Below are 18,920 nucleotides of genomic sequence, written 5' to 3' on the forward strand. Positions count from 1 at the left end.
TGCACGGTGAGGGCCTGCACCTCGGTGTCGTCGAGTTCACCGATCCCTCGCTCGTAGTCGCGGATCTTCTGCTCGTCCACACCGGCCGCGGGTCGCGTCCGGCGGAGCGGGGGCCTGACGCCCCGGTCAGCGCATGCGTTGCGAGATGACTTTGGAGATCCCGTCGCCCTGCATGGAGACGCCGTAGAGCACGTCGGCGACGTCCATGGTCGGCTTCTGGTGGGTGATCACGATGAGCTGGCTGGTCTCCCGCAGCTGCTCGAACAGCCCGATGAGCCGCCGCAGGTTGGTGTCGTCGAGCGCGGCCTCGACCTCGTCCATCACATAGAAGGGGCTGGGTCGGGCCTTGAAGATCGCCACCAGCATCGCCACCGCCGTCAGCGACTTCTCGCCGCCGGACAGCAGCGAGAGCCGCTTGACCTTCTTCCCGGGCGGCCGCGCCTCCACCTCGATGCCGGTGGCGAGCATGTCGTCGGGCTCGGTGAGCACCAGCCGGCCCTCGCCGCCCGGGAACAGCACCGAGAAGACGTCGCGGAACTCACGTTCGACGTCGATCCACGCCTCGGTGAAGATCTGCTCGATCCGGTCGTCGACGTCGTCGATCACGCCCTCGAGGTCCGCGCGGGCCTTCTTGACGTCGTCGAGCTGGGCCGACAGGAACGCGTAGCGCTCCTCGAGCGCGGCGAACTCCTCCAATGCGAGCGGATTGACCTTGCCGAGCGTGGCCAGGTCCTTCTCGGCTCGCCTGAGGCGCCGCTCCTGCTCGGACCGCACGAACGGCATGGGCGGCGGCGGGGTGACGTCCTCGCCGCGCTCGCGGGCCGCCTCGTACTCCGACATCTCCAGCGCGGACGGCGGCAGATCGACGTCGGGCCCGTACTCGGCGACCAGCGCCTCCGGCTCGATCCCGTGACGCTCGAGCACCGCCGCCTCGAGCTCCGAGACCTTGACCTCGAGCTGGGCGCGGACGATCTCGTCGCGGTGGGCGGCGTCCCCCAGGCGTGAGACCTCCGACTCCGCCGCTGTGAGATCACCTCGCAGGGCGGTGGCCCGGGCACTCGCCTCCGCGCGCGCGGCCGCCAGCCGGTCGCGTTCTGCCGAGGCGGCCGTGATGAGCTCGTCGAGGCGGGCCAGCAGCCGCGCGCCGAGCTCCTCCACCACGCCGGCGACCTCGGCGCCCCGTCGGCGCTCGGCCGCCGCCCGGGCCGCGCGGGCACGGGACTCGCGCTCGGCCTGGGCGGCCCGCCGCAGGGACGCCGCCTTCCCGCGGACGCCGGCGGCCCGCTCCTCGGCGGAGCGGTGCGCGAGCCTCGCCTCCAGTTCGGCGGCCCGGGCTGCCGCCACCTCCGCCTGCGCCGCGACCCGACCGTCGTCCTCGGGCGGCCTGACTTCGTCGTCGTCGTCACCCGCCCGGACGAGCCGGTCGGACAGCTCGGCGTGCTCGGCGCGCGCGGCGTCGAGCTTGTCCACGGCGATGCGCCGCGACTGCTCGAGGCGGCGCACGTCCGCCTCGGCGCGACGCCTCCGCTGTCCGATGCGGGCGAGCTCGGCGTAGATCTCCTCGATCGCGGCGTCGGACTCCCCGATCGCGGCGAGGGTCTCCGAGTAGCGGTCGGCGCGCTCGGCGTCCTCCGCCTCGGCACCGGCCAGCTCGGCGCGCGTCGTCTCGATCTCGGCACGGACCGAGTCACGTTCGGCGACCGCGGCGTCGATCGCGGACTGGATCTCCAGACCCGTGCGCCCGGACGCCGAGCCACCCACGGTCCACCCAGCGCCGGCGAGCTCCCCGCCCCGGGTCACCGCGCGCACGCGCCGGTCCGCGTCGACCTGCGCGTGGGCGGCGGCCAGGTCGTCGACGACGACCACGTCCACCAACAGGGCGGTCACAGCGGCGACCAGGTCCTCGGGCACGTCCACCACGTCCAGGGCCCACCGGGCGCCGTCGACGAGGTCCACCTCGAGCCGGTAGTCCCCGCCGGGTACTCCGCGGCCCACGAGCCCCGCCCGACCGGCGTCGGCCTCGCGCAACGCGGCGAGCACCTCCCCACGGTCCACGCGAGCGTCCACGACCACCGCGTCGACGGCGGGGCCGAGCGCCACACCGATCGCGCGCTCCCAGCCGTCGCGCACGCCGAGCGACTCCCCCACCGTGCCCGCCACGGCGTCCGCGCCGAGGTGCCGCACGACCCAGTCGGCGCCGTCACCGGCGCCCTTGTTCTGTTCGAGGGTCTCGATGCGCGCGGCCAACCGCGCGATCCGCTGATCGGCCTCCCGCTCGAGGCGCTGCAGCTCGGCCAGTCGCGCCCGGGCGGCCAGGTGGGCGCGCTCCGCGCGGCCGAGGTGCTCGTCGAGGGTGCGCTCGCTCTCGGAGTGGGCGCCGATCCGGGCGTGCACGGCGTCGAACTCGGCCTCGGCGTCGGCCACGGCGGCGCGGGCGGCGGCTGCCTCGGCGTCCAGCCGCGCGATCTCCACCTCGGTCGACTCCACGCGCGCGGCGAGCGTCTCGACCTTGCCGGCGAGGCGCGCGACGCCCTCCCGCCGGTCGGCGATCGCACGGACCGCCCGAAGGTGCTCGGCCTCGAGCTCGGCCAGGGCCGCCTCGGCCGCGCCCAGCGCCTCCGTCGCGCGGCGGGCCCGGTCGGCGGCGGCCTCCACCTGGCCCGCGAGGTCCTGCTCGTGCGCTGCGGCGCGCTCGGCCTGCCGGTCGAGCTCGTCGGGATCCGTGCCGTGATGGACCGCGACCTCGGCCGCGAGCGAACGGGCGCGGTCGGACGCGATTCGGGCGGTCGCGCGGGCCCGCTCGGCCAGGGTCGACAGGGCGAACCACCGCTGCTGGGCGGCGTCGGCCTCGGGGGTGAGCCTGTCGAGCTCGGCCTGGGTCTCCGCCGCGGCGCGGGCCAGCTCGTCCCGGCGGTCGACCGCCTCGGCGACCCGGTCGGCCAGGCGGGCGCGCACGCTCTCGGCGTCGGCGAGCTCGCGCCGGCGGGTGACGAGGTCGTCGGCGGCCAGCCGGAACGTCGCGTCGCGCAGGTCGGCCTGGATGGTCTGCGCCCGCCGCGCCACCTCCGCCTGTCGCCCCAGCGGCTTGAGCTGGCGTCGCAGTTCGGTGGTGAGGTCGGTGAGCCGGTCGAGGTTGCCCTGCATCCCGGCGAGTTTGCGCTGCGCCTTCTCCTTGCGGCGGCGATGCTTGAGGATACCGGCGGCCTCCTCGATGAACGCGCGTCGCTCCTCGGGTTTGGACTCGAGGATCTCGGCGAGCTTGCCCTGGCCGACGATCACGTGCATCTCGCGCCCGATGCCGGAGTCCGACAGCAGTTCCTGCACGTCCATGAGGCGGGCGCGGTCGCCGTTGATCTCGTACTCCGCGGCGCCGTCGCGGAACATCCGGCGGGTCAGGGAGACCTCGGCGTAGTCGATCGGCAGGGCGCCGTCGGAGTTGTCCAGGGTGAGCGTGACCTCGGCGCGGCCGAGCGGCTGCTTACCGGCGGTGCCGGCGAAGATGACGTCCTGCATCTTCCCGCCGCGCAGGGTCTTGGCGCTGTGCTCACCCATGACCCAGGTCAGCGCGTCGACGACGTTGGACTTGCCCGAGCCGTTGGGGCCGACGACGCAGCAGATGCCGGGCTCGAACTTCAGGGTCGTCGGCGCCGCGAAGGACTTGAAGCCCTTGAGCGTCAACGACTTGAGATACACGGGAGTCGATCCTAGGTCAGCGTTCGACGAATCCCGTCAGTCCGCCTCGCGCCGGTTCGTAGGTGTCGACGACGAGGTCCACGCGTCCGGGGGTGTCGCCACCGCGGAGGAGTTCGAGCAGGCTGGAGCATGCGGCCTCGTCGCCCTCGGCCACCACGTGGACGCGGCCGTCCGGCTTGTTGGCCGCGTACCCGCTCAGGCCCAGTTCGAGGGCGCGGCTGCGCGTCCACCAGCGGAAGCCCACCCCCTGGACGTGGCCGTGCACCCACGCGACCAGGCGGACCGGGTCCCGTCCCGGGGCGCTCACTCGGGATCGCGCCCGGTCTCGAAGTGCAGCGCGACCTCGGTACCCGCGGTGATCGTCCGGCCGACGGTGCACGTGGCGTCGACCGAACGGCGGATCATGTCGAGCACGCGGTCGGCCATCGCCGGGTCCAGGCCCGACAGGTCGAGCTCGTAGGTCTCCTCGAGGCGCGGGTAGCGCTCGTTCTCGCGGTCGGCGTCGCCGGAGACGCGGACCGTTGCGGCGTAGTCGTCACCGAGCCGGCGGGAGACGGTGAAGTCCGACGCCATGGCCGTGCACGCACCAAGAGCGATCTTGAGCAGCTCGCCCGGGGTGAACACCCCCTCGACATCGGCCGACCCGATCTCGACCCGTGCCCCGCGCGAGGAGGTGCCCACGTAGCGCCGGGTGCCGATCCGGTCGACCCGGAGCTCCGGGCCGGTGCCCGGGGTGGGGGCGTCCCCGGCGGCGGGTGCGGGATCCTGCGGTGCGGGCTGAGGCGTCTGGGTCATGCGGTCATCGTACGACCGGGCGCCGACGCGCCCCGCTCCGGCGGCGGGGCGCGGGCTGGCACACGGGGCAGAAGTGCGAGCCCCGGTTCATGAAGTCCTCGCGCACGACGGCGGTCCCGCAGCGGCTGCACGGCAGGCCCGCGCGGCCGTAGACGTCGAGCGACCGGTCGAAGTAGCCGGACGCGCCGTTGACGTTGACGTACAGCGCGTCGAAGGAGGTGCCACCGGCGTCGAGGGCGTCGGCCATCACGTCGCGGGCATGCTCGAGCACTCCCGTGACGGCGCGCAGGGTGATCGCGCCCGAACGTCGCCGACCGTGCAGGCCGGAGCGCCACAGCGCCTCGTCTGCGTAGATGTTGCCGATGCCGGACACGACGGTCTGGTCCAGCAGGAGCCGCTTGATCTCGGTGTCGCGGCGTCGGATGACCCGGGCGGCGGCGACGGGGTCGAACCCGGACTCGAACGGGTCCGCGGCGATGTGCGCGGCCGGCGCGGGCAGCAGCACCCCGCTGCCGTCGCGGGCCCCGGCCAGCGGCACGACCGTCCACCCGCCGAACGTGCGCTGGTCGACGAACCGGAGCTCGTTGCCGTCGTCGAGGGCGGCCCGGGCGTGCAGGTGGCGCACCGGCGGTGCGCCGGCACCCGTGACGAGCATCTGACCGCTCATGCCCAGGTGGACCAGGAGGCAGTCCGCACCGGCCGCGTCGTCGCCGTCGAGGGTGAGCCACAGGTACTTGCCACGCCGCCGCGCCCCGCTGACGGTACGCCCGGTCAGCCGCGCGACGATCTCGGCCGCGCCCCCGGGCTGGCGACGGGCCGTGCGCGCCCCGGTGACCTCGACGGAGACGAGCGTGCGGCCCACGACGTGATCGGCCAGTCCCCGGCGGACGACCTCGACCTCGGGAAGTTCGGGCACGTCAGCCGGCGGTCCGGTTCGCCGTGGTCCCGTCCAGGGCCGCCCAGGCCTGCTCGGCGGCCTTCTGCTCGGCCTCCTTCTTGGTGCGGCCGGTGCCCTCGCCGAGCGCGTCGTCGCCGACGAACACCACGGCGGAGAAGGTCTTGTCGTGATCCGGTCCCGTCGCGGTGATCTCGTACCGCGCCTTGGGCCGGCCGAGCGACGCGCACTTCTCCTGCAGACTGGTCTTCCAGTCCAACGCCGCGCCCAGATGGGGCACGACCGTCAGGCGGTCGCCGATGATCTTCTCGATCAGGCCGCGGGCCGTTTCGAGGCCGTGGGTGAGGTAGACCGACCCGAACACCGCCTCGAGGGTGTCGGCGAGGATCGAGTGCTTGTCCCGACCGCCGGTGAGCTCCTCCCCGCGGCCGAGCCGCAGGTGCCGGCCCAGTCCGCCGTCGCCGAGCTCGCGGGCGATGTCGGCCAGGACGTAGGTGTTGACCAGGCTCGCGCGGATCTTGGCCAGGTCGCCCTCGGGGCGATCCGGGTACGCGTTGTAGAGGTACTCCGTCACGACGAGCTCCAGCACGGCGTCGCCGAGGAACTCGAGGCGCTCGTTGTGTGGCAGCCCCCCGTGCTCGTAGGCGTAGGAGCGGTGGGTCAGCGCCTGGGTCGCCAGGCCGGCGGGCAGGGCCACGCCCAGGACGGCGTCCAGCGCGGAGGGCTGGTCGGTCACGCGCGGTCCCCGTCGGTGTCGGCCGGGTCGGTCATGCCGAACTTCTCCGCCAGTCCGGCCCAGCGCGGGTCGATGCGGCCGGTCTCCTCGCCGGAGACCCCGTCCGGGGCGGGCGTCTCGGGGTTCACGCACTCGTCGTGTCCGTAGTCGGTGCACGTGGGCGACATGGGGAACTCGAGCCCGAACGCGTCGACGAGAGCTGGTTCGAGATCGATCAGCTCGCCGTCGAGCAGGCGCACCTCGTCCTCCTCGGCGCCGTCGGCCGCGGCGGTCCCGGGGGTCGCGTACATCTCGGTCAACTCGACGGCGACGTCGGTGGTGAACTCACCGAGGCAGCGCGCGCACTCGACGTCGGCCCGGCCGCTGACCGACCCGGTGACCAGCACGCCCTCGTCGACGAACGTCATCATGAGGTCCAGCTCGACCTGCGACCCGCTCGGGATCCGGATGAGCTCGACGCCGATGTCGGAGGGCAGCACGGCGGCGCGCCGCACCGGCTCCATCGCGCCGGGTGTGCGGGACAGCACGCGGGTGTCGAGGACGAGCGAATCGGCGGCCGGGCGGCCGTGGCGGGGGGTGCGGGAGGTGGTGGACACGCCCAGCAGACTACCCGCCTGGCTCAGTAGTCCCCGTACCCGTCGCCGAAGCGCTCGTCGTCACGGGTGCCCCTGCGCGCGGCCGGATCGCGCCGCGCGGTGGGCGCGACACCGTGCAGTTCCTCGCGGCCGCGGGCGACGGTGCGCAGCGTCGCCCCGAGGAACTCCTCGAAGCGGGCCATCTTCTCGTCGATGTAGGCGTCGCACTCCTCGCGCCGGCGCTCGCTCTCGGCGTGGGCGGCGTCGCGCACGCGGGCGGCCTCCTCGTCGGCGATCCGCACGACCTCGGACTCGGACAGCATGCGCTGCTGCTCCTGGCGGGCCTCGGTGATCGTGCGGTCGTAGAGGATGTTGGCCTGCTCGACCAGCCGGTCGGCCTCGGCGCGGGCGCGGGTGGTGGTGGACTCGGCGTCCCGGCGGGACCGGTCCAGCAGCTCGGCGGCCTCGGCACGGGCGTCGCCGACGAGCCCGTCGGCGTGCGCGGTGGCCTCGGCGACCATGCGGTCGGCGCGGGACTTGGCGTCGGCGAGCATCGCGTCGGCGTCCTCGCGGGCGTCGCGCAGGGTCCGGTCCGCCTCGGCGTCCGCGGCGGCGATGGTCTCGCGGGCGGTGGCGTCGGCCTCCGCGAGCACCCGGTCGCGCTGGTCGAGCACGTCCTGGGCGTCGTCGAGTTCACCGGGGAAGGAGTCGCGGATGTCGTCGAGCAACAGCAGGGACTCGTGCCGGGGCACCACGCAGTTCGCGGTCATGGGCAGACTGCGGGCGTCCTCGATCATCGCGTTCAGCTCGTCGAGGGCCTGGAACACTCGGTACACGCTCGTCCCTTCACCGGATCGTCACATTCGTCCCATCAGTGTGCCCGCAACACACGGCGGCGGGCCGGTGCGGAGACGGTGTGTCCGGTGGTCGGACGATTTCGACCGGGGCGTTCCCGCAGCGCGACGGTTCAGCCCAGACGCTCTCGCAGCGCGACGGCGACCGGCTCCGGCAGCAGGTGCGAGACGTCGCCGCCGAGCCGGGTGACCTCGCGGCACAGCGACGACGACACGAACGCCAGGTCGGCACGCGTCGGCAGGAAGACGGTGTCGACGCCCGCGATCGACCGGTTCATGTGGGCCATCGGCAGCTCGTAGTCGTAGTCGGTGGAGTCGCGCAGGCCCTTGATGACGGCCGTCGCCCCCTGATCGCGGCAGTAGTCCACGAGCAGTCCGTAGAAGCTGTCCACCCGCACGCCGGGCATGTCCGCGCACACCTCGTCGATGAGCGCCTTGCGCTCGTCGATCGTGAAGGTGCCCTGCTTGTTGGGATTGGCGACCACGCACACGACCACGTCGTCGAACAGCTCCGCGGCGCGGCGGATGATGTCGAGGTGCCCGAGGGTCACCGGGTCGAAGGAGCCTGGGCACACGACGGTCGTCATGGGGCGACCGTATCAACCGGCCTGGCCATCTCGATCGTGGTCTCCCCGTACGTGCGCTCGAAGATCACGTCGTAGCCGGCGGGCCAGCGTATGGCGGGGTCCCGCTTCGAGCGCTCCCACACGACGAGAGCGTCCTCCGCGAGCCAGCCCCCCTCGAGCAGCGCGGCCAGAACCGGCTCGTCGAGCACGGCCGAGCGCTCGTACGGCGGGTCGGCCAGGACCAGGTGGAATCCGCCGGGCACGGGACAGTCGCCCTCGACGGCTGCCGGGAGGGCCGCCCGTCTGACGGTGGTGCTCAGGGAGGGGGACGACGACGAGGCCCCTGCGGTGTTCTTCTTCAGGCAGGCCACCGCCCGGGGGTTCTCCTCGACGAACCACGCGGTGTCGGCTCCCCGGGACAGGGCCTCGAGCCCGAGCGCCCCGGAGCCGGCGAACAGGTCGAGGACGGCGGCGCCGTCGAGGTCCACCCGGCTGTCGATGGCGCTGAACAGCGCCTCGCGGACCCGGTCGGTGGTGGGCCGTGTCCCGGCCGGCGGCACGGTGATCGACAGCCCGCGCAGGCGGCCGGAGATGATGCGGGTCATTGGGGTTCCCGTCGCGTCAGTATCTGAACAGGTAGTCGGATTCCTCGGAGCCGGCCAGTCGGCGGACCCGCTCGGCGAGCGCGGGGTGCCGGTGCAGCCCCGGGTCCGCCTCGAGGATCTCCTCGGCGTGGCGGCGGGCGATCTCGATGACGTCGCCGTCGTCGACCACCGACAGCAGCCGTAGCGCTGACAGCGCCCCGGACTGCGCGTCCCCCAGGACGTCCCCCTCGCGCCGTTGGACGAGGTCCAGCTGGGCCAGGACGAACCCGTCGGTCGTGGCGGCGACCGCGTCGAGCCGCTCCATGGACCGACTCCCCGCGCGGGAGTTGGTCACGAGCAGACACAGACCCGGCAGCCCGCCGCGGCCGACCCGACCGCGCAGCTGGTGGAGCTGGCTCACACCGAAACGCTCGGCGTCCATCACCACCATGACCGTGGCCTCGGGGACGTCCACACCGACCTCGATGACGGTCGTGGACACGAGCACGTCGAGGCGGCCCGCGGCGAAATCGGCCATGGTGGCGTCCTTCTCCTCCGACGGGAGCCGGCCGTGCAGGAGGCCGATTCTCAGCCCGGCCAGCGGGCCGGTGGACAGGTACTCGTGCAGATCCACGGCGGCGACCAACGGCGGTCTGTCTCCGCCCTCGTCGTCGTCCCCCTTCGTCGCGTCGTCGGACCTGCCGTCGTCGGCGTCGATGCGGGAACACACCACGTACGCCCGGTGGCCGGCGGCCACCTCCTCGCGCACCCGCTCCCACGCCCGCGCCAACCACGCCGGCCGCTCGCGTGCGGGCACGACGGACGTCGAGATCGGACGCCGACCCCCGGGGAGCTCGTCGAGCTCGGAGACCTCCAGGTCGCCGAACACCGTCATGGCGATCGTCCGCGGGATGGGGGTCGCGGTCATCACCAGCAGGTGCGGCACCATGCCGGCGCGGCCCTTGGACCGCAGGCGGTCACGCTGGCGCACCCCGAAGCGATGCTGCTCGTCCACCACCACCAGGCCCAGGTCGAAGAAGTCCACCGAGTCCTGGATCAGGGCGTGGGTGCCCACGACGATCCCCGCCTCACCGGTGACGATGTCGAGCAGGGCCGCCCGCCGCTGGGCGGTCGACATCGACCCTGTGAGCAGCACGACGCGGGTGGCCTCGTCGGCGGCGCCCAGCCGACCGCGCTCGCCGAGGTCTCCGAGCATCGCCGTGAGTGACCGGTGGTGCTGGACCGCCAGGACCTCGGTGGGGGCGAGCATGACGCACTGCCGTCCGGCGTCGAGCACCTGCAGCATCGCGAGCAGCGCGACCACGGTCTTGCCCGAGCCGACCTCACCCTGCAGGAGCCGGTTCATGGGCTCGTCCCGCGCCAGGTCGGCGGAGATCTCCTCCAGCACGGCCTTCTGTCCGTCGGTGAGCTCGAACGGCATGCGGGCGCCCATCGCCGCACGGATACCGTCGTCGCGCACCGGGCTCGCCGGCGCCGGGTCCCGCGCGACGAACCGGCGCCGCGCGCCGAGCAGCAGCTGCAGGGCGAGCGCCTCGTCGAAGCGCAGCCGGTGGCCCGCGTGGTCCTTCTCCCGCGCGTTCTCGGGCAGATGGGCCTTGCGCAGCGCCTCGTCCAGCCCCATCAACCCCGCCGCCGAGCGCACGGTGTCGTCCAGGGGGTCGACCACCGGCACCAGGGCCCGCAACGCGGTCACGACCGCGCCGAGCAGATCCCAGGAGGTGACGCCCTCCTTCGCGGCGTAGACGGGCAGCAGCGGGCGGTCGAACAGGCTCGGCCCGCCCTCGGCGTCGATCTTCGCCGCGAGCCGGGCCAGCGCCGCGAGGTCACCCGATCCCTTGAGCTGCCCGCCCTGCCCGGAGACCGGCCGCAGCACCAGGAACTCGGGGTGCTTGAGGTCCGGCGCGCGACGGAAATGCGACACGGTGCCGTCGAACATGGCGAGGGTGCCCACCGGGAGCAGGTACTTGATGCTGCGCCCGGCGAAGAAGACCACCCGGAACTCCGTGTCGCCGTCCTCCACGGTGAGCGTGAGCATCTCCCGGGGCTGGCCCTTCTTGGTGTGGTACGTCCTCGTCCGGGCCGTGGTGACCGTGCCGATGACCGTCACGCGCTCGCCGTCGACGAGCTGCCGCTTGTCGTAGCGTTGCCCGTGCTGGCGGTAGCGCCGCGGCAGGGTGTGCAGCAGGTCCCCGACGGTCCGGTGACCGAACGCCGTGGTGATCCGCTCCGCCAGCCCGGGGTCGAGCACCTCGACCAGGGGCGTGTCCGTGGTGGCGAGCGTCGTCATTCGACCCCGACGTGCGCCAGCGCCCGCCCCGGGCCCGCGGCGTAGCCGACGACCTCGATGTCGGGGTGCGCGCTGCGCAGCCTGGACAGCACCGACTCGGTCGCCGCCTCGTCGTACTCGTCTCCGAACAACACCGTCACGAGCTCCCCGCCGGCGGACAGCATGCGGTCGACCAGCGCGCACACCGCCTCGACCGCGTCGGTCTCGATGAGCGCGACGTCGTGGCCGACAACGCCGAGCAGGTCGCCCGCCGCGCACCGGCCGACCAGGGTGAGGGCGTCCTGCTCGGCGCGGACGAGGTGCGCGTGCCGGGTGCCCGCCGCGGCGTCGGCCATCGAGAACCCGTCCAGGGACAGGGTCGTGGTGGGGTCGTGCACGGCGAGCGCGGCCAGCCCCTGCACCACCGATCCCGTCGGCAGGATCAACGCGTGGCCGACGGCGTCCCGCAGGGCGGCGTCGAGCGCGCTGATCCGGTCGCGCGAGAGCTCCCCGTTGGGCAGCACGAGGAGCTCGTCGGCCTCCACGGCCAGCACGGCGTCGACCACACCCTCCCCGTCCTCGCCGGGGTCGACGGTCGCGGCGCCCGCGCCCGCGAACAGCTCGGCGAGCGGGCCGTCCGGGACGACGGCCACCACGCGACGCACGACCGGCTCACCGCCGGGACCGCCGCGCCTGGCGGCGCCGCCGGTGCCCGCGGTGTCACCGGCGGTGCCCGCGGTGTCGCCGGCGGAATCGCCCCGGCCGCCGTCCCCGGTCGGGTCGAGCATGTCCGTCACCCTGATCTCGGTGACGCGCCCGAGCGGCAGCGCCGTCTCGATCGCCGAGCCGATGTCGTCGGTGTGGACGTGGACGGCCCACCTCGCGTTGACGTCCGAACCGCCGTCACCGACCACCACCACGCTGTCACCGAGCATGCGCAGGGCCGACCGCAGCTCGTCGGCGCGCGCGTCGTCTGAGTGGGTCAGCGAGTACATCACCTCATAGCGCGTGCCACGCCCGGCGCCCTCGGCGTCACACGTCCCCTCTGCTCCCGCGCCGCCGGGCCGGCCGTCGCCACCGGATGCCGCGACCGCGGCCGCCGCGGTGGCGGGCTCGGACGGCGTGACGTACTCCGGCCGCTCGGGCGTCTGTCCCGTCAGCACCTCGACCATCGCGTCGAGCAGGACGAGCAGGCCCCGGCCGCCGGCGTCGACCACACCGGCGCGGCGCAGTGCGGGCAGCTGCGTGGTGGTCCGGCCCAGGGCCTCCGCGCCGGCGTCCGCCGCCGCGCGGGCCACCTCGACCAGCGAGGTGGCCGAGGAGCGCGCCGCCGCCGAGGCGGCCTCGCGCAGGACCGTCACGATGGTCCCCTCCAGGGGGTCGCTCAGCGCGTGGTCGACGAGGGTGACCGCCGTACGCAGGGCCCGGCGGTATGTCGAGGCGTCGACGACGGTGAAGGTCGCGGCCTCCCCGACCGCACGGAGCACCTGGGAGAGGATCACCCCGGAGTTGCCGCGCGCCCCGTGGACCGCCCCGTGGCCGAGGGCGACCGCGATCTCGCGGGCGCCCGCCGTGCCGCCGCCCTCGGCGATCCACGCGTCCTCTCCCTCCGCACGGTCCACGGCCGCGCGCATCGTGTAGAGCAGGTTGGTCCCGGTGTCCGAGTCAGGCACCGGGAAGACGTTGAGCGCGTTGATCTCCTCGCGGTGGAGGGCGAGCATCTCGACCGACCGCCGCGCCCAGATGAGCAGTCCGTGTGCGTCGAGGGTCGACGGACGATCCTCGACATGTGTCGATTCCTGCGTCATCACCCCTCCTCACCACACGACCGCCCCTGTTGTGCAACTCCCGGCCGACGCGGCCAAGCCTAGTACCCTCACCACTCGACAGCCGTCCGACTAGCCGAGACGGCGGAAACGACCCGGGAGCCCCACGATGACCTTCGACCTCGCCGACACCCCGCTCGTCACCCTCGCCGAGGGCGTACTCACCCTCCCGATCTCCTTGGAGGGCAAGGGCAACTCACTGGACTCCGACGCCGTCGATCAGGCGTCGGTAGCGCTGCGCGCCCTGCTCGCGGGCGAGATCGAGGCCGGCGCGGTCCTCCTGGTGGGCCTGGGGGCCAACTTCTGTGCAGGCGGCAACGTCCCGGGCTTCGCCGCGGCCCCCGACCGCGCGGAGCACGTGCGTGAGCTCGCCGACCGTCTCCACGCGGTCGTCCGTCAGCTCGACGAGCTCCCCGTGCCGATCGTCGCCGCCGTCGCGGGGTGGGCGGCCGGCGCCGGAGCCTCGCTGGTCCTGGCCGCGGACTTCTCGGTCGGTGGCCCCGACACCCGACTGCTGGCGGCCTACCCGGGAATCGGCCTGTCCCCCGACGGCGGGATGTCATGGCGCCTGCCCCGCGCGATCGGCCAGGGGGCGGCGCGGGCGTTCATCGTCGGCAACGAGCCGATGGACGGGGCGCGGGCGTACCAGCTGGGCCTGCTCACGACGTTCGTCGAGGGCGACGTCCGCGAGGCCGCGCGCGAGCTGGCCGTGCGCCTGGCCGCCGGGCCCCGCGAGTCCCACGCGGCCGCCAAGGCCCTGCTCCGTGCCTCGGAGTCCGCGACGCTCGCCGAGCAGCTCGACGCCGAGCGGTATTCCATCGCCCGCCTGGCGGTCTCCCCCGACGGGGTGGAGGGCGTGGACGCCTTCGTCGCCAAGCGCACACCGGAGTTCGGCGGGCGCTGACGCGGCAGGGCGGGCCGGCCGGCCGGCCCGCCGGAAACGGTCTGCCTCTACGCCTGTCAGGGCTCGTCGGGGAGACTCCAGTCGACCGGCTCCACGCCGAGTCGACGGAGCTCCTCGTTCGCGCGGCTGAACGGCCTGGAGCCGAAGAAGCCCCGCGACGCCGACAGCGGTGAGGGGTGCGCAGAGGCGATGACCGGGGTGTCGCCGAGCATCGGCGTCAGTGACTGCGCGTCACGCCCCCACAGGATCGCCACCATGGGTCGCTCGCGCTCGACGAGCGCCTCGATCGCCCGCTGGGTGATCTCCTCCCAGCCCTTACGGCGGTGGGAGGCGGGCTCGCCCGGGGCCACGGTGAGCACCCGGTTGAGGAGCAGCACCCCCGCCCGGGTCCACGCGCCGAGGTCACCGTGTGCGGGGGCCGGCAGCCCGAGATCGTCGGTGTACTCGCGGTAGATGTTGACCAGACTGCGTGGCAGCGGGCGCACGTCCGCCTCGACCGCGAAGCTCAGTCCGATCGGATGGCCGGGCGTGGGGTAGGGATCCTGGCCCACGATGAGGACGCGGACGTCGTCGAACGGCTGGGTGAACGCCCTCAGGACGTGGTCGACGGCCGGCAGGAAGCCCCGGCCGGCGGCGTTCTCGGCGCGGAGGAAGTCGCCCATCCGGTGGATCCGCTCCTCGACCGGGGCCAGGGCCTCCGCCCAACCGGGGTCGAGGAGGTCGGCGAGCGGCGCGGGGGCGCGTCGTGTGCTCACCGGTCAGTCGAGGCGTCGCAGGTCGGCGCGGTAGCGCATGGCGTTGTCGTGGTACATCTGCGTGTTGCCCTCGAGCATCGCGGGGTCGACCTCGTGGCCCTCCCGGATCTTCGCGGGCATGCCCATCGCCATCCGGCGGTCGGGCAGCTCGAACCGCGGGGGCACCAGGCATCCCGCGGCGACGACGGCGCCCGAGCCGATGACGGCGCCGTTGAGAACGATCGACCCGGACGAGATCAGCGTGCGGTCGCCGATGGTCGCGCCCTCGATGTGGGCGTTGTGCCCGACCACGCAGTGCTCGCCGATGATCGTCGCGTCGGTCGCCGTGCAGTGCACGATGGTGCCGTCCTGGATGTTGGACATGGCGCCGACCTCGATGCGCCCGTAGTCCCCGCGGAGCACGGCGGTGGGCCACACGGAGACGCCGGGCCCGAGGGTCACCCGCCCGATGACCACCGCGTCGGGGTGGACCCATGCGTCGGGGGCGATGTCGGGTTCGAGGTCTCCGAGTGCGTAGACGGCCATGCGTCCACCCTAGTTCGCGCCCCGCGCAGAGTCCCAGCCCCCGGGGACCCGCGGCTCGCCGTCGAGGGTGACGCGCCCCGGCTCACCGGCCCGGACGGTGCCGATCACTGTGAACCCGGCCGGCGGGGTGACCCCGGGCGGGAAGGTGCCGAGCAGGCCGTGGTCCTCGCCGCCGTCGAGCACCCAGTCGGTGACCTGCGCGTCGGGGTCGGCCGCACCGAGCGTCCCGGCGGCCTCGTACAGGAGGGGATCGACGGGGAGCGCGTCCATGGTGAGATCGGCGGCTACGTCGGACGCGCGCGCCAGGCCCGACAGGTCACGCAGCAGGCCGTCGCTGACGTCGGTGAGGGACCGGGCGCCGGCGAGGCGCGCCGCGGTCCCGAGCCCGACCGGGGGCACCGGGACGCGGTGCGACTGCTGTAGAGGTCCGTGAGGATGTCCGGCGAGGAGGAGGGCGAGGCCGGCCGCCGAGCGCCCGGGGGTCCCGGTGAGTGCGACGGTGTCCCCGGGCCGCGCGCCGTCGATCCGCAGTGGTCGCGCGCCGCGCGGGAGGGTGCCGAGCGCGGTGACGCCGACGACGACGAGGTCGGCCCTGGTGAGATCGCCGCCCACCACGACGGCACCGGATCGGACGGCTTCCCCGTGGATCCCCGCGGCGAGGTCCTCGATCTGCCCCATGGTCGTCCCGGCGGGTACGGCGAGGGCGACGAGCACCCGGGTGCAGTCGGCGCCCATCGCCAGGACGTCGGAGACGTTCTGGGCTACCGCCCGGCGCCCCAGGTCGGCCCAGCCGGTGAAGTCCAGTCGGAAGTGGGTGCCCTCGACGAGCATGTCGGTGGTGACCACCGTCGCCTCCGCCGGCCCCAGCACCGCCGCGTCGTCCCCGTTGCCCACGGGATCGTCCGGGTGGCCGTCGCCCGGCCCGCTGAGGACGGCGAGAACCGCCGCCTCCCCCGCCCGTGCGACGGTCAGATCCCGGTCGGGGCTGACCGCATGCATCCAGGTCCCGGCCCGGTCTGACACGGCGGCCACCCCTTTTCCCGTGGAGTCGCACGCCGGGAGCTCCGGCGTGGGTCTGTAGCGTTGCCGTCAGGCTAGCGGCCGCGCCCCGGGGCGGTCGCCGTGGGAGGAAGGACGACGCGACGTGGCTTCGAGGGATTCGGATCCGGCCGACCGGTACGACGCCGGACCGAGGGATGCGGGTACCGCGTCCGCGGCGCCGGTCTCGAAGATCGTGGTGGCGCTCGCCGTCGTCATCCCCCTCGCGATGCTGGCGGTGGTGCTGGTGATGGTGCGCGGCATCGGCGACGAGGCGGCCGAGGAGGCCGCGAGCGAGCCGGTGGCCGCCGTCGCCATCCCGGCCCCGGGCGCGGGGTCCGAGGAGTGCGTCGACCTGATCGAACAGCTGCCGGAATCGCTCGGCGACGCCGCTCGGGTGGCGCTGGTGGAGCCGGCGCCCGAGGGAACGGCCGCCTATCGGATGCCGGACGCCGAGCCGATCATCGTGCGGTGTGGGCTTCCCGCGCCGCCGTCGTTCACGGTCGGCGTGGGACTGCAGGAGGTCAACGGCGTGCAGTGGTTCAACGAACCCGATCCGGATCCGGCCGTCACCGACTCCACCTGGGTCGCGGTCGATCGACCGCAGTACGTGGCGGTGACCCTCCCCGAGGGCAGCGGCACCGGCCCGATCCAGGACCTGTCCGACGCCCTCACCGCCGCGCTCGAGGTGGTCGAGCCGGACCCGGCGCCGGCGGGCTGATCCGCCCCGGCGGCGCCCCGGGAACCACCGTGCCCCGGGGTCAGCCGCGGGCGATCGCGGTACGGATCAGGGTGTCGAGCAGGCTCTCGTAGTCGACCCCGGTCGCCGCCCACATCTGCGGGTACATCGAGATCGGGGTGAACCCCGGCATCGTGTTGACCTCGTTGATCACCGGCCCGTCGGCGGTGACGAAGAAGTCCACGCGGCTGAGACCGCGGGCGTCGAGGGCGTGGAACGCCTCGACCGCCAGGGCCCGCAGCTGCTCGGTCTGCTCCGCCGGGAGGTCGGCGGGCAGATCGAAGGTCGTCACGTCGTCGAGGTACTTGGTGTCGAAGTCGTAGAAGGCGTCGCCCTCCGTCTCGCCCTCCACCCCCGTCGGCTCACCGGGGATGTGCAGCTCGGCCGGCAGGCTCGCCTCGACCCGGCCGTCCGGATACTCGAGCACGCCACACTCGATCTCGCGGCCGACGACCGCGGCCTCGACGATCACCTTGTCGTCGAAGCGGCGGGCCTCGGCGATCGCGGCGTCGAGGTCGGTCGCCCGCGAGACCTTGGTGATGCCGATGGACGAACCTCCGCGGGCCGGCTTGACGAACAGCGGCAGCCCCAGGCGCTCGCGGTCGGCGGTGGAGAGGGTCGCGGTGCCGGGCCGCAGGACGACCTGACGGCCGATCGGAAGCCCGGCCGCGCCCAGCACGACCTTGGTGAACTCCTTGTCCATCCCCGCGGCACTGGCGAAGACACCGGGCCCGACGTACGGGATGCCGGACAGCTCCAGCAGACCCTGGACGGTCCCGTCCTCGGCGTGAGTGCCGTGCATGACCGGGAAGACCACGTCCACGCGGGCGATCTCCTGACCGGCCCGGTCGCCGTCGGAGAACCGCAGCACGCCGCGGTCGTCGGCCGACAGCCCGAGGGCCACCCGCGGACGGCCGGCGTCGACCACGGGCATGACGCGGTCGGCGATGCGCAGGTCCTCCGTGTCGTCGGAGCCGAGGGTCCACGCCCCCGCTTCGGTGATACCGACGGGGATCACCTCGTATCGGGAGCGGTCGAGGTGACCCATGACGGCACCGGCGGACACACAGCTCACGGAGTGCTCGGAGCTGCGGCCACCGTAGAGGACTGCGACGGTGATGCGATTCACCGGGCCGAGGCTACTCGGGCTTGGTGCTGCGTCTCATGAGGCGCACCGCCACCTCCACCGCGTCGCCGCCCTCGTGGCAGATCTCGTGGACGGCTTCGGTGAGCGGCATCTCGACCCCGGCCCGCCGGGCGAGTTCGCGGATGGAGGTGCACGACTTGACGCCTTCGGCGACCTGACCGTTGGTCGCCCGCTGCGCCTGCTCGAGGGTCTCACCGCGGCCGAGACGCTCCCCGAAGGTCCGGTTGCGCGACAGCGGCGACGTACAGGTGGCCACGAGGTCGCCCAGCCCGGCCAGCCCGGCGAACGTCATCTGGTTGGCTCCCAGCGCCACCCCGAGCCGGGTGGTCTCGGCCAGGCCCCGGGTGACGAGGGTGGCCATGGTGTTGTCCCCGAGGCCCATCCCGGTGGCGATCCCGCACACCAGCGCGATGACGTTTTTGGTGGCGCCGCCGATCTCGCATCCGACGACGTCGGTGTTGGTGTACGGCCGGAAGTACGGGGTGGAGAACGCGTCCTGGAGGCGGGCGGCCCGCTCCTCGTCCGAACACGCGATCACCGTGGCGGCGGGCTGCCCCTCGGCGATCTCGCGGGCGAGATTCGGGCCGGACAGCGCGGCGATGCGGGACTCCGGCAGACCGACGACCTCCGCCACGACCTCGCTGATGCGCATGAGGGTGCCGGTCTCGATGCCCTTGGCCAACGAGATGACGCCGGCGTCGGGCTCGAAGGACCGGACCCAGGTCTCGAGGTTGCCACGAAGGCTCTGCGAGGGCACGGCGAGCACGACCTCCTCGGCGCCCTCGAGGACCTCCGCGGGATCGGTGGAGGCGGACACGCTCGCGGGCAGCACGATGTCGGGCAGGTAGGTGGGGTTGCAGTGCGCGCCGTTGATGTCCGCCGCCACCTCCTCGCGACGGGCCCACATCACGACCTCGGACCCGGCATCGGCGAGCACCTTGCCGACCGCGGTCCCCCAGGACCCCGCTCCCATCACCGCGATCCGTGCCATCTTCGCCTCC

The 18,920-nt window shown here is 73.6% G+C and carries 18 protein-coding genes; 2 read left to right on the top strand and 16 right to left on the bottom strand.

Going from position 1 to position 18,920, the window contains the following annotated elements:
* Window positions 1-126: 126 nt before the first annotated feature.
* The 11 genes from smc to KHA85_RS05605 all read right to left on the bottom strand — a co-directional run bounded on the left by smc (window position 127) and on the right by KHA85_RS05605 (window position 12,793).
* Window positions 127-3,693, bottom strand: a complete 3,567-nt coding sequence (gene smc, locus KHA85_RS05555; protein WP_213185067.1) for a chromosome segregation protein SMC — start codon at window positions 3,691-3,693, stop codon at window positions 127-129.
* 16 nt (window positions 3,694-3,709) lie between these two features.
* Window positions 3,710-4,000, bottom strand: a complete 291-nt coding sequence (locus tag KHA85_RS05560; RefSeq protein ID WP_061227769.1) for an acylphosphatase — start codon at window positions 3,998-4,000, stop codon at window positions 3,710-3,712.
* Window positions 3,997-4,488: an OsmC family protein gene (locus KHA85_RS05565; RefSeq protein WP_174705790.1), complete on the bottom strand. Its 492-nt coding sequence runs from the start codon at window positions 4,486-4,488 to the stop codon at window positions 3,997-3,999. The genes KHA85_RS05560 and KHA85_RS05565 overlap by 4 nt, the downstream gene beginning before the upstream one ends.
* Window positions 4,489-4,492: 4 nt before the next feature.
* Window positions 4,493-5,404 (bottom strand): bifunctional DNA-formamidopyrimidine glycosylase/DNA-(apurinic or apyrimidinic site) lyase, encoded by a 912-nt coding sequence (gene mutM, locus KHA85_RS05570; RefSeq protein WP_213185068.1) that lies wholly within the window; start codon window positions 5,402-5,404, stop codon window positions 4,493-4,495.
* A 1-nt stretch (window position 5,405) separates the two neighbouring features.
* On the bottom strand, window positions 5,406-6,119 hold the full coding sequence (gene rnc, locus KHA85_RS05575) for a ribonuclease III (protein WP_213185069.1): 714 nt from the start codon (window positions 6,117-6,119) through the stop codon (window positions 5,406-5,408).
* A complete protein-coding gene (locus KHA85_RS05580) occupies window positions 6,116-6,715 on the bottom strand; it encodes a YceD family protein (RefSeq protein WP_106386201.1) in 600 nt (199 codons plus the stop codon). The genes rnc and KHA85_RS05580 overlap by 4 nt, the downstream gene beginning before the upstream one ends.
* Before the next feature lie 23 nt (window positions 6,716-6,738).
* Window positions 6,739-7,530, bottom strand: a complete 792-nt coding sequence (locus tag KHA85_RS05585) for a DivIVA domain-containing protein (protein WP_043566353.1) — start codon at window positions 7,528-7,530, stop codon at window positions 6,739-6,741.
* Between the two features lie 131 nt (window positions 7,531-7,661).
* Window positions 7,662-8,135, bottom strand: a complete 474-nt coding sequence (gene coaD, locus KHA85_RS05590) for a pantetheine-phosphate adenylyltransferase (RefSeq protein ID WP_213185070.1) — start codon at window positions 8,133-8,135, stop codon at window positions 7,662-7,664.
* Complete coding sequence (rsmD, locus tag KHA85_RS05595; protein WP_213185071.1) at window positions 8,132-8,719, bottom strand: 16S rRNA (guanine(966)-N(2))-methyltransferase RsmD; 588 nt, start codon at window positions 8,717-8,719, stop codon at window positions 8,132-8,134. Before rsmD ends, coaD begins: the two co-directional genes overlap by 4 nt.
* Window positions 8,720-8,735: 16 nt before the next feature.
* Window positions 8,736-11,006 (bottom strand): ATP-dependent DNA helicase RecG, encoded by a 2,271-nt coding sequence (gene recG / locus KHA85_RS05600; RefSeq protein ID WP_213185072.1) that lies wholly within the window; start codon window positions 11,004-11,006, stop codon window positions 8,736-8,738.
* Window positions 11,003-12,793, bottom strand: a complete 1,791-nt coding sequence (locus tag KHA85_RS05605) for a DAK2 domain-containing protein (protein WP_213185073.1) — start codon at window positions 12,791-12,793, stop codon at window positions 11,003-11,005. Before KHA85_RS05605 ends, recG begins: the two co-directional genes overlap by 4 nt.
* 127 nt (window positions 12,794-12,920) lie before the next feature.
* On the opposite strand from KHA85_RS05605, the gene KHA85_RS05610 reads away from it, so the two are divergent.
* Complete coding sequence (locus KHA85_RS05610) at window positions 12,921-13,715, top strand: enoyl-CoA hydratase/isomerase family protein (RefSeq protein ID WP_213185074.1); 795 nt, start codon at window positions 12,921-12,923, stop codon at window positions 13,713-13,715.
* Between the two features lie 56 nt (window positions 13,716-13,771).
* Here the strand turns inward: KHA85_RS05610 and KHA85_RS05615 are convergent, their stop codons facing one another.
* Genes KHA85_RS05615 through thiL form a run of 3 tightly spaced genes read right to left on the bottom strand, consistent with a single transcriptional unit; the run spans window position 13,772 to window position 16,018 of the window.
* On the bottom strand, window positions 13,772-14,470 hold the full coding sequence (locus KHA85_RS05615; RefSeq protein ID WP_213185075.1) for a uracil-DNA glycosylase: 699 nt from the start codon (window positions 14,468-14,470) through the stop codon (window positions 13,772-13,774).
* Window positions 14,471-14,473: 3 nt separating this feature from the next.
* Window positions 14,474-14,995 (bottom strand): gamma carbonic anhydrase family protein, encoded by a 522-nt coding sequence (locus KHA85_RS05620; protein WP_007633234.1) that lies wholly within the window; start codon window positions 14,993-14,995, stop codon window positions 14,474-14,476.
* Between the two features lie 9 nt (window positions 14,996-15,004).
* Window positions 15,005-16,018 (bottom strand): thiamine-phosphate kinase, encoded by a 1,014-nt coding sequence (gene thiL, locus KHA85_RS05625; RefSeq protein ID WP_308936866.1) that lies wholly within the window; start codon window positions 16,016-16,018, stop codon window positions 15,005-15,007.
* A 121-nt stretch (window positions 16,019-16,139) separates the two neighbouring features.
* On the opposite strand from thiL, the gene KHA85_RS05630 reads away from it, so the two are divergent.
* Window positions 16,140-16,754, top strand: a complete 615-nt coding sequence (locus tag KHA85_RS05630) for a DUF3515 domain-containing protein (protein ID WP_213185076.1) — start codon at window positions 16,140-16,142, stop codon at window positions 16,752-16,754.
* A 40-nt stretch (window positions 16,755-16,794) separates the two neighbouring features.
* Here KHA85_RS05630 and KHA85_RS05635 read toward each other — a convergent pair whose 3' ends face one another.
* Both KHA85_RS05635 and KHA85_RS05640 read right to left on the bottom strand, forming a co-directional pair.
* Window positions 16,795-17,901, bottom strand: coding sequence for a D-alanine--D-alanine ligase family protein (locus tag KHA85_RS05635; RefSeq protein ID WP_213185077.1), 1,107 nt, complete (start codon window positions 17,899-17,901; stop codon window positions 16,795-16,797).
* Window positions 17,902-17,911: 10 nt separating this feature from the next.
* The gene (locus tag KHA85_RS05640) at window positions 17,912-18,910 is read right to left on the bottom strand and encodes an NAD(P)H-dependent glycerol-3-phosphate dehydrogenase (protein WP_007633229.1); all 999 of its coding nucleotides are present in this window, start codon (window positions 18,908-18,910) and stop codon (window positions 17,912-17,914) included.
* Between the last annotated feature and the right edge of the window lie 10 nt (window positions 18,911-18,920).

This window comes from Dietzia massiliensis (genome assembly GCF_018390595.1).
Taxonomy (GTDB): domain Bacteria; phylum Actinomycetota; class Actinomycetes; order Mycobacteriales; family Mycobacteriaceae; genus Dietzia; species Dietzia massiliensis.

Bases quoted from the DNA above. Each gene is read 5' to 3' on its own strand.
- KHA85_RS05605 (WP_213185073.1), bottom strand. From the start codon at position 12,793: ATGACGCAGGAATCGACACATGTCGAGGATCGTCCGTCGACCCTCGAC.
- coaD (WP_213185070.1), bottom strand. From the start codon at position 8,135: ATGACGACCGTCGTGTGCCCAGGCTCCTTCGACCCGGTGACCCTCGGG.
- KHA85_RS05620 (WP_007633234.1), bottom strand. From the start codon at position 14,995: ATGGCCGTCTACGCACTCGGAGACCTCGAACCCGACATCGCCCCCGAC.
- KHA85_RS05565 (WP_174705790.1), bottom strand. From the start codon at position 4,488: ATGACCCAGACGCCTCAGCCCGCACCGCAGGATCCCGCACCCGCCGCC.
- recG (WP_213185072.1), bottom strand. From the start codon at position 11,006: ATGACGACGCTCGCCACCACGGACACGCCCCTGGTCGAGGTGCTCGAC.
- KHA85_RS05640 (WP_007633229.1), bottom strand. From the start codon at position 18,910: ATGGCACGGATCGCGGTGATGGGAGCGGGGTCCTGGGGGACCGCGGTC.
- KHA85_RS05610 (WP_213185074.1), top strand. From the start codon at position 12,921: ATGACCTTCGACCTCGCCGACACCCCGCTCGTCACCCTCGCCGAGGGC.
- rsmD (WP_213185071.1), bottom strand. From the start codon at position 8,719: ATGACCCGCATCATCTCCGGCCGCCTGCGCGGGCTGTCGATCACCGTG.